Origin of the sequence: Nostoc cf. edaphicum LEGE 07299 (assembly GCF_015207245.1) — a bacterium.
Classification (GTDB): Bacteria; Cyanobacteriota; Cyanobacteriia; order Cyanobacteriales; family Nostocaceae; genus Nostoc; species Nostoc edaphicum_B.
Genome location: NZ_JADEXF010000192.1, coordinates 1 through 6647, shown reverse-complemented (window position 1 = coordinate 6647; position 6647 = coordinate 1). Strand labels below are relative to the sequence as shown.

Genomic DNA, 6647 nt, shown 5'->3' with positions numbered 1-6647 from the left:
TGATGGTGCCATCGGTATGTATGCCGGTGCCACTATGAACACTTACTTACTTAACAATATTTATCCCAACCGCCATCAGCTTGACGTCAACGATAATCTCCAAGTGGCAACCATGGATTCAATGGGCGGTTTTCAAATGATGGTTGCCAATGACAAAGATTATTTAACCACACGGGTTTCTTATAAACTGAATCTTACTGGGCCCAGTGTCAATGTGCAAACCGCTTGTTCTACATCCTTGGTTGCAATTCACATGGCTTGCTCAACTTTACTGAGTGGCGAATGTGACATGATATTAGCGGGCGGGGTTTCAGTAAATGTACCACAAAAGATTGGTCATTTATATCAAGAGGGGATGATCGTCACTCCAGACGGTCATTGTCGGGCTTTTGACGCTCGTGCTCAGGGTACCATTTTTGGTAGTGGTGTCGGGATTGTTGTTTTGAAGCGCCTGGAAGATGCGATCGCCGATGAAGACCACATCTATGCTGTTATTAAAGGCTCAGCCCTCAATAACGATGGTGGAATGAAAGTCGGCTACATGGCTCCTAATGGAGATGGCCAAGCAGCTGTTGTTACAGAGGCGATGGCGATGGCTGGAGTTGATGCAGAGACCATCAGCTACGTGGAAGCCCATGGAACTGGGACACCCATCGGAGATCCGATTGAAATTGGGGGGTTGGCTCAAGCATTCCGTACCAGTACGCAGAAGAAAAACTTTTGTGCTGTCGGTTCAGTCAAAACCAATGTTGGTCATCTCCAGATTGCGTCGGGTGTGGTAGGTTTTATCAAAACAGTCTTATCACTGTACCATAAAAAATTGCCACCCAGTCTACACTTTGAACAACCCAATCCCCAAATTGATTTTGCAAACAGCCCCTTCTACGTCAATACGACTCTGAAGAATTGGGATACCCCAGGTTCCCCCCGTCGCGCTGGAGTCAATTCTTTGGGAATCGGTGGTACTAATGCCCATGTTATTCTGGAGGAAGCACCAGAAATAGCACCGATTAAAAATGAAATTGAGCGTCCCTACCACCTGCTCACCCTCTCAGCCAAAACTGAGAAGGCTTTGGGAGAATTGGTAAACCGTTATTTAGAATTTTTGACATCGCATCCCGAGGTATCCTTAGCGGATGTTTGCTTTACTGCTAGTATGGGGCGATCACATTTTAACCACCGCTTGGCAGCAGTTGCACAATCGAGTCTGCACTTACGCGAGCAGTTGACAGCTTTCAAAACTGGGACAGAGACTTTGAAGTTGGTAAGTGGCCAAGTGACTAATAAGGAGCGCCCAAAAATTGCATTCCTATTTACAGGGCAAGGCTCGCAGTATGTAGGTATGGGAAGGCAATTATACGAAACGCAACCAACGTTTCGCCAAGCACTAGAAGAATGCGATACCATTTTGCGTCCTTATCTGGAGCATTCACTGCTACAAGTGTTGTATCCCCAAGCTGGTGAAACTTCTCTGATCAATGAAACAGCTTACACCCAACCTGCTTTATTTGCCATTGAGTATGCACTTTTCCAGTTATGGAAATCGTGGGGTATTCAACCAGATGTAGTTATGGGCCACAGTGTTGGTGAATACGTGGCAGCAACTGTTGCAGGAGTATTTAGCCTGGAAGAAGGCTTAAAGCTAGTCGCTACCAGAGCGCGTTTGATGCAAGCACTGTCTGCAAGGGGTGAAATGGTAGCAGTGTCAGCCACGTTAAACCAGGTTCAAAGCGTGATTGAACCCTATTATGCTCAGCAGGTGTCGATAGCCGCAGTTAACGGATCCGAAAGTCTTGTCATCTCCGGTGAAGCTCAAGCTCTGGCTGTTATCTGTGCTACCTTAGAAACTCAGGGAATTCGGATCAAATCCTTGCAAGTGTCCCACGCTTTTCACTCACCGATGATGGAGCCAATGCTCAAAGAGTTTGAAGCTGTGGCTTCCTCTGTAAGCTACTCTAGACCCAGCATCAACTTAATCTCCAACCTCACTGGAGAATTAGCAACTGATGACATCACCACTGCCCAGTATTGGGTGCGTCATGTGCGACAGCCTGTACAATTTGCTGCTAGCATGGAGTATTTGCATCAGCTTGGGTATGAGATGTTTGTAGAAATTGGATCACAACCGATTTTGTCAAGCATGGGACGTCAATGTTTACCAGAAGGTGTGGGAGTTTGGCTACCTAGTCTGCGTCAACAACAGGATGATTGGCAACAAATCCTGTCAAGTTTAGGGCAGTTATACCTCCAGGGAGTGTCTGTAGACTGGCCAAGTTTTTACAGCGATTATCCACATTGTAAGGTAGTATTGCCTACCTACCCATTTCAGGGCCAACGCTATTGGATTGAAGCTCCTACAAATGAACACCAAAAAACATTCTCCGCCCAAAAGGCTTCATCTCAAATCGTTAACCTGCTTAACCAAGGCAAGACCCAACAATTAGCCCAACTGCTAGAAAAAACCGGAAAATTATCACTCGATCACCTGAAAATTCTACCTGAATTGTTGGAAATATTAGTTCAGGAACACAAACAACAGCTCACGGCAGCAACAATTGGAGACTGGCTCTACCAAGTAGAATGGAAGCCTCAACCACGTCAGGTCAAGAAAATCTTAGAAACTCCTCAGAACCTACAACCAAGTCACTGGGTTATTTTTGCTGACTCGGATGGAGTGGGACAAGCCTTCGCCACACGTTTACAGCAACAAGGTCATCGTTGCACTTTAGTCTATGGGGGAGAGACCTATCAGAGCCAGGAAAGTGATGTTTGGCATCTCAATCCTGCTCACCCAGAGGAATTCGAGCGTTTGTTAAATGACGTGATAACAACAAGCAAGTTACCTCTTAAAGGCGTCATCCACCTGTGGAGTCTCAAAGCAGCCTCCTCAGAGAATCTAACCCTCCCGGCTTTAGAGAAAGCTCAACGATGGGGATGTGGTAGTGTGCTGCACCTGGTGCAAGCCCTACTAAAGCATAGTGAGACAGCCTCCCCTCGCTTGTGGTTAGTCACCCGAGGGACTCAGCCAGTGAAGCAAAAGACAGATTCTCTCGCAGTAGCGCAATCTCCCCTGTGGGGATTGGGTAAAGTCATAGCCATGGAACAACCGCAATTCTGGGGAGGAATGCTAGATTTAGACCCTGAGGCGGGAGTACATGATGTAGAGATGCTGCTCCGGGAGATCCAAGATCCTCAAGGAGAAAATCAGATAGTCTTGCGTGAGAGCCAACGATATGTAGCTCGCTTAGTTAAGCAGCCTTGGGTAGTATCGAATGATATATCGTTGCGATCAGATAGCACTTACCTAATCACGGGGGGACTAGGAGCTTTGGGGCTGCAAGTAGCTCAGTGGATGGTAAAACGGGGAGCGCGGCATCTAGTACTCACCGGACGTCATGAAGCTTCAAATGCGGCACAGGAGGTCATTAGTCAACTGGAGCAAACCAAAACCCAGGTGTTAGTCGTCAAAGCCGATGTCTCACACCGGGAAGATGTAGCTAGGATATTGGAAAAGATTGATTCATCCCTACCTCCTCTACGCGGTGTGATTCATGCTGCGGGGGTATTAGACGACGGGGTTTTGTCCAAGCTTTCTTGGGAACGCTTGACTAGTGTGATGGCTCCGAAGGTCAAGGGAGCCTGGAATTTGCATACCTTGACCCAAAACTACTCCTTAGAGTTCTTTGTTTGTTTCTCTTCCATAACAGCGTTGCTCGGTTCACTAGGTCAAGGTAACTATGCTGCAGCCAACGCTTTTATGGACGCCCTCGCCCATCATCGAAGGGCAATGGGTTTACCCGGATTGTCCATTAACTGGGGACCGTGGGGAGCAGTGGGAATGGCAGCGAACGTCGATGATAGTCATCAGGTTCGCTGGACTGCTATGGGAATGAGTTGTATAGCTCCCGAACAAGGATTGCAGGTACTAGAGCAATTATTAGGACAATCTCTAGCACAGGTAGGAATTCTACCAATCGAGTGGTCGGTGTTTCAGCAACAATCGAGCTTTACTTATCAACGACCATTCCTTTCAGGATTACTTGAGGAAGCGGCATCACAAAAACAAGACAAGCCTACAGAGGAAAAGAGTTACGATCTCTTGGAACAATTGAAGGCAGCACCCTTGAGTAATCGCCGGAATATTTTAATGACTTATTTGCAAGCGGAAGTAACTAAGGTACTGGGGCTAGGTTTATCTCAATTACCGGAACTTGATCGAGGTTTTGTCGAGATGGGGATGGATTCTTTAATGGCGGTACAACTTAATAATCGACTCCGCTCTCATCTGGGAATTCCGCTTCCTGCAACTTTAGCAATTGAGTATCCAACCATTAATAAACTGTTCAAGTATTTATCTGAGGAAGTCATGGGATGGGAGTCTCTCAGCAATGGTGACATTGACTTGCCTACAACAGAAGACGAACAAATTGACGCTTTATCCGAGTTAGAACAAATCTCAGAACAAGAATTTGAGGCATCAGTTGCCAATGAACTAGCACAAATACGGAGTTTACTTGGGGGTACACGAAAGTCAACGGAGAGGCAGGGTTGACCGATATCGGCAGTCTAATTGACTTGTTAGCTATCCTACGACGAGCGGATATCAGATAGGGGTGACAGTTTCCCGTAGGTATGAAGACACTTCCTTTACATCACCATATCGTTTCGAGCGATATCGTTTCGAGCGCCTTGCCCTTCCAGAAAGCCTACCCAAGTTCAGCTCAAAGGTACTTGTTCAAGGTAGCTGTTTCACCCCTGGTTAACATCCACCGGGCGTTACACCTCGCGTGGTTTTGAGTCTGGCTGGACAGACTATGGAATTTCACCTCCTTGGTAATAAATTCATTCACACACTGCGCCTTGTGGCGCACCCTGTACCCTGCCTGCATTCCTGTATGGTTTGGTCATCAAAATTGCTACCAAGATTGGAAAAATTCTGTTTATTTGCAACAAACTGTGTGCATTTTATATGGGTTCGATCTGATTAGTCTTTTATTAAGTAAAAAGATATTCCTCAATGTTTATAAACACTAAAAACTTGATTTTCTATAAGCAGGTCAAGCAAATTATTTCACCTGCTTGTGGTATCACAATCCTATTGATTGTATGGCATCTACTTAGCTTAAATCCTGGAACATCGTTGCCTTCTCCTTTGAAGGTGATAACTGAGAACTGGGACTTGATTAGAGATCCCTTTTTCAATAAGGGAGGCAATAATAAAGGCTTCTTCTGGCTGATTCTTGCTAGCATTGAAAGAGTGGCTTTTGGTTACTCATTAGCTATAATAGTAGGCATTTCTGTTGGTTTTATCATTAGTCTGAACAAATTTAGCAGAGAAGCAATCGACCCCATCATTCAGCTATTGCGTCCGGTTGCCCCTCTTGCTTGGCTACCTCTGGCTCAGGCTATTTTTCTCAAACCTAATCCCTCTGCCATCTTTGTCATCTTTATCACGGCAATTTGGCCGATTATCCTTAATACTGCTTTGGGTGTGCAGCTGATTCCTAGAGATTACAGCAACGTCTCCAAGATTTTAGGATTCACAATTTTTGAGAACTTTTTTAAAATCCTACTACCTGCTACACTTCCCTACATTTTTACAGGATTAAGGATTGCACTCGGTCTATCTTGGTTAGCCGTTGTTGCAGCAGAGATGTTGCTTTCTTACGACGGAATTGGCTTTTTTATCATAGATGCATATAACAATTCAAACATTAGCGAAATCATCTTAGCAATTATTTACTTAGGTGGAGTTGGTCTAATTCTAGACAAAATAATAGCTTATATATCCTTCAAATTAACTCCACAAGAATAACCTGCTTACGTTCCTCAAGTCATCGCTCATCGTTGTGCTTACCTTAATGGATTAATCTTTGCTCGCTAAATAAAAAGTGGGATGCTCCCCCTGCTTACAGAAAAAACTTCCAAGTTAGAGCACATCAGAGGAATATAAATATGTCTAGTTTTGTTGAAATTCAAGGTATCGAAAAAGAATTTAAACTGTCGGATGGTAGCAAAAATATTGTCCTCCAAGACATCAATCTGAAAATCATGCCGGGAGATTTTGTTTCTCTCATCGGTCATTCTGGTTGTGGTAAGTCTACCTTGCTTAATATTGTGGCTGGATTAGAAAAAGCAACACAAGGCTATGTACAAGTTGATGGTCAATTAGTACGCAGACCTGGTTCTGATCGGATGATGGTGTTTCAGAACTATTCCCTCCTACCTTGGTTAACCGCTTGGGAAAATGTTGCCTTAGCTGTTAATAAAGTAATGCGCCACAAATCCAAGAAAGAACGCCATCAGCTAATTGCTCATTCTCTAGAAATGGTGGGGCTGAAAGATGCCATTCGCAAAAAACCGACACAACTTTCTGGGGGAATGAAGCAACGAGTGGCGCTAGCACGGGCCTTAGCGATTAAGCCCAAGCTTCTACTTTTGGATGAACCGTTTGGAGCTTTGGATGCTCTAACTCGTAGTTCCCTACAAACTGAGTTGATGCATATTTGTAATACAAACGATATCACTGCAATGATGGTTACTCATGATGTGGATGAGGCACTATTGCTCTCTAATCGCGTGGTGATGTTAAAAAACGGCCCTGGTGCAACCATTGATCAAGTTTTGGAAGTGCCTTTTGTATATCC

General features: G+C 44.9%; 3 protein-coding genes. All 3 read left to right on the top strand.

Translation table 11 applies throughout. The features are described 5' to 3' along the window. The first annotated feature begins 16 nt into the window (after positions 1–16). Positions 17–4552: an SDR family NAD(P)-dependent oxidoreductase gene (locus IQ229_RS07865; RefSeq protein WP_228013285.1), complete on the top strand. Its 4536-nt coding sequence runs from the start codon at positions 17–19 to the stop codon at positions 4550–4552. Positions 4553–5017: 465 nt separating this feature from the next. Next, positions 5018–5815 (top strand): nitrate ABC transporter permease, encoded by a 798-nt coding sequence (gene ntrB, locus IQ229_RS07860; RefSeq protein ID WP_194042694.1) that lies wholly within the window; start codon positions 5018–5020, stop codon positions 5813–5815. A gap of 140 nt (positions 5816–5955) precedes the next feature. Beyond that, a partial coding sequence (locus tag IQ229_RS07855; RefSeq protein ID WP_194042692.1) for an ABC transporter ATP-binding protein occupies positions 5956–6647 on the top strand: 692 nt, incomplete at its 3' end.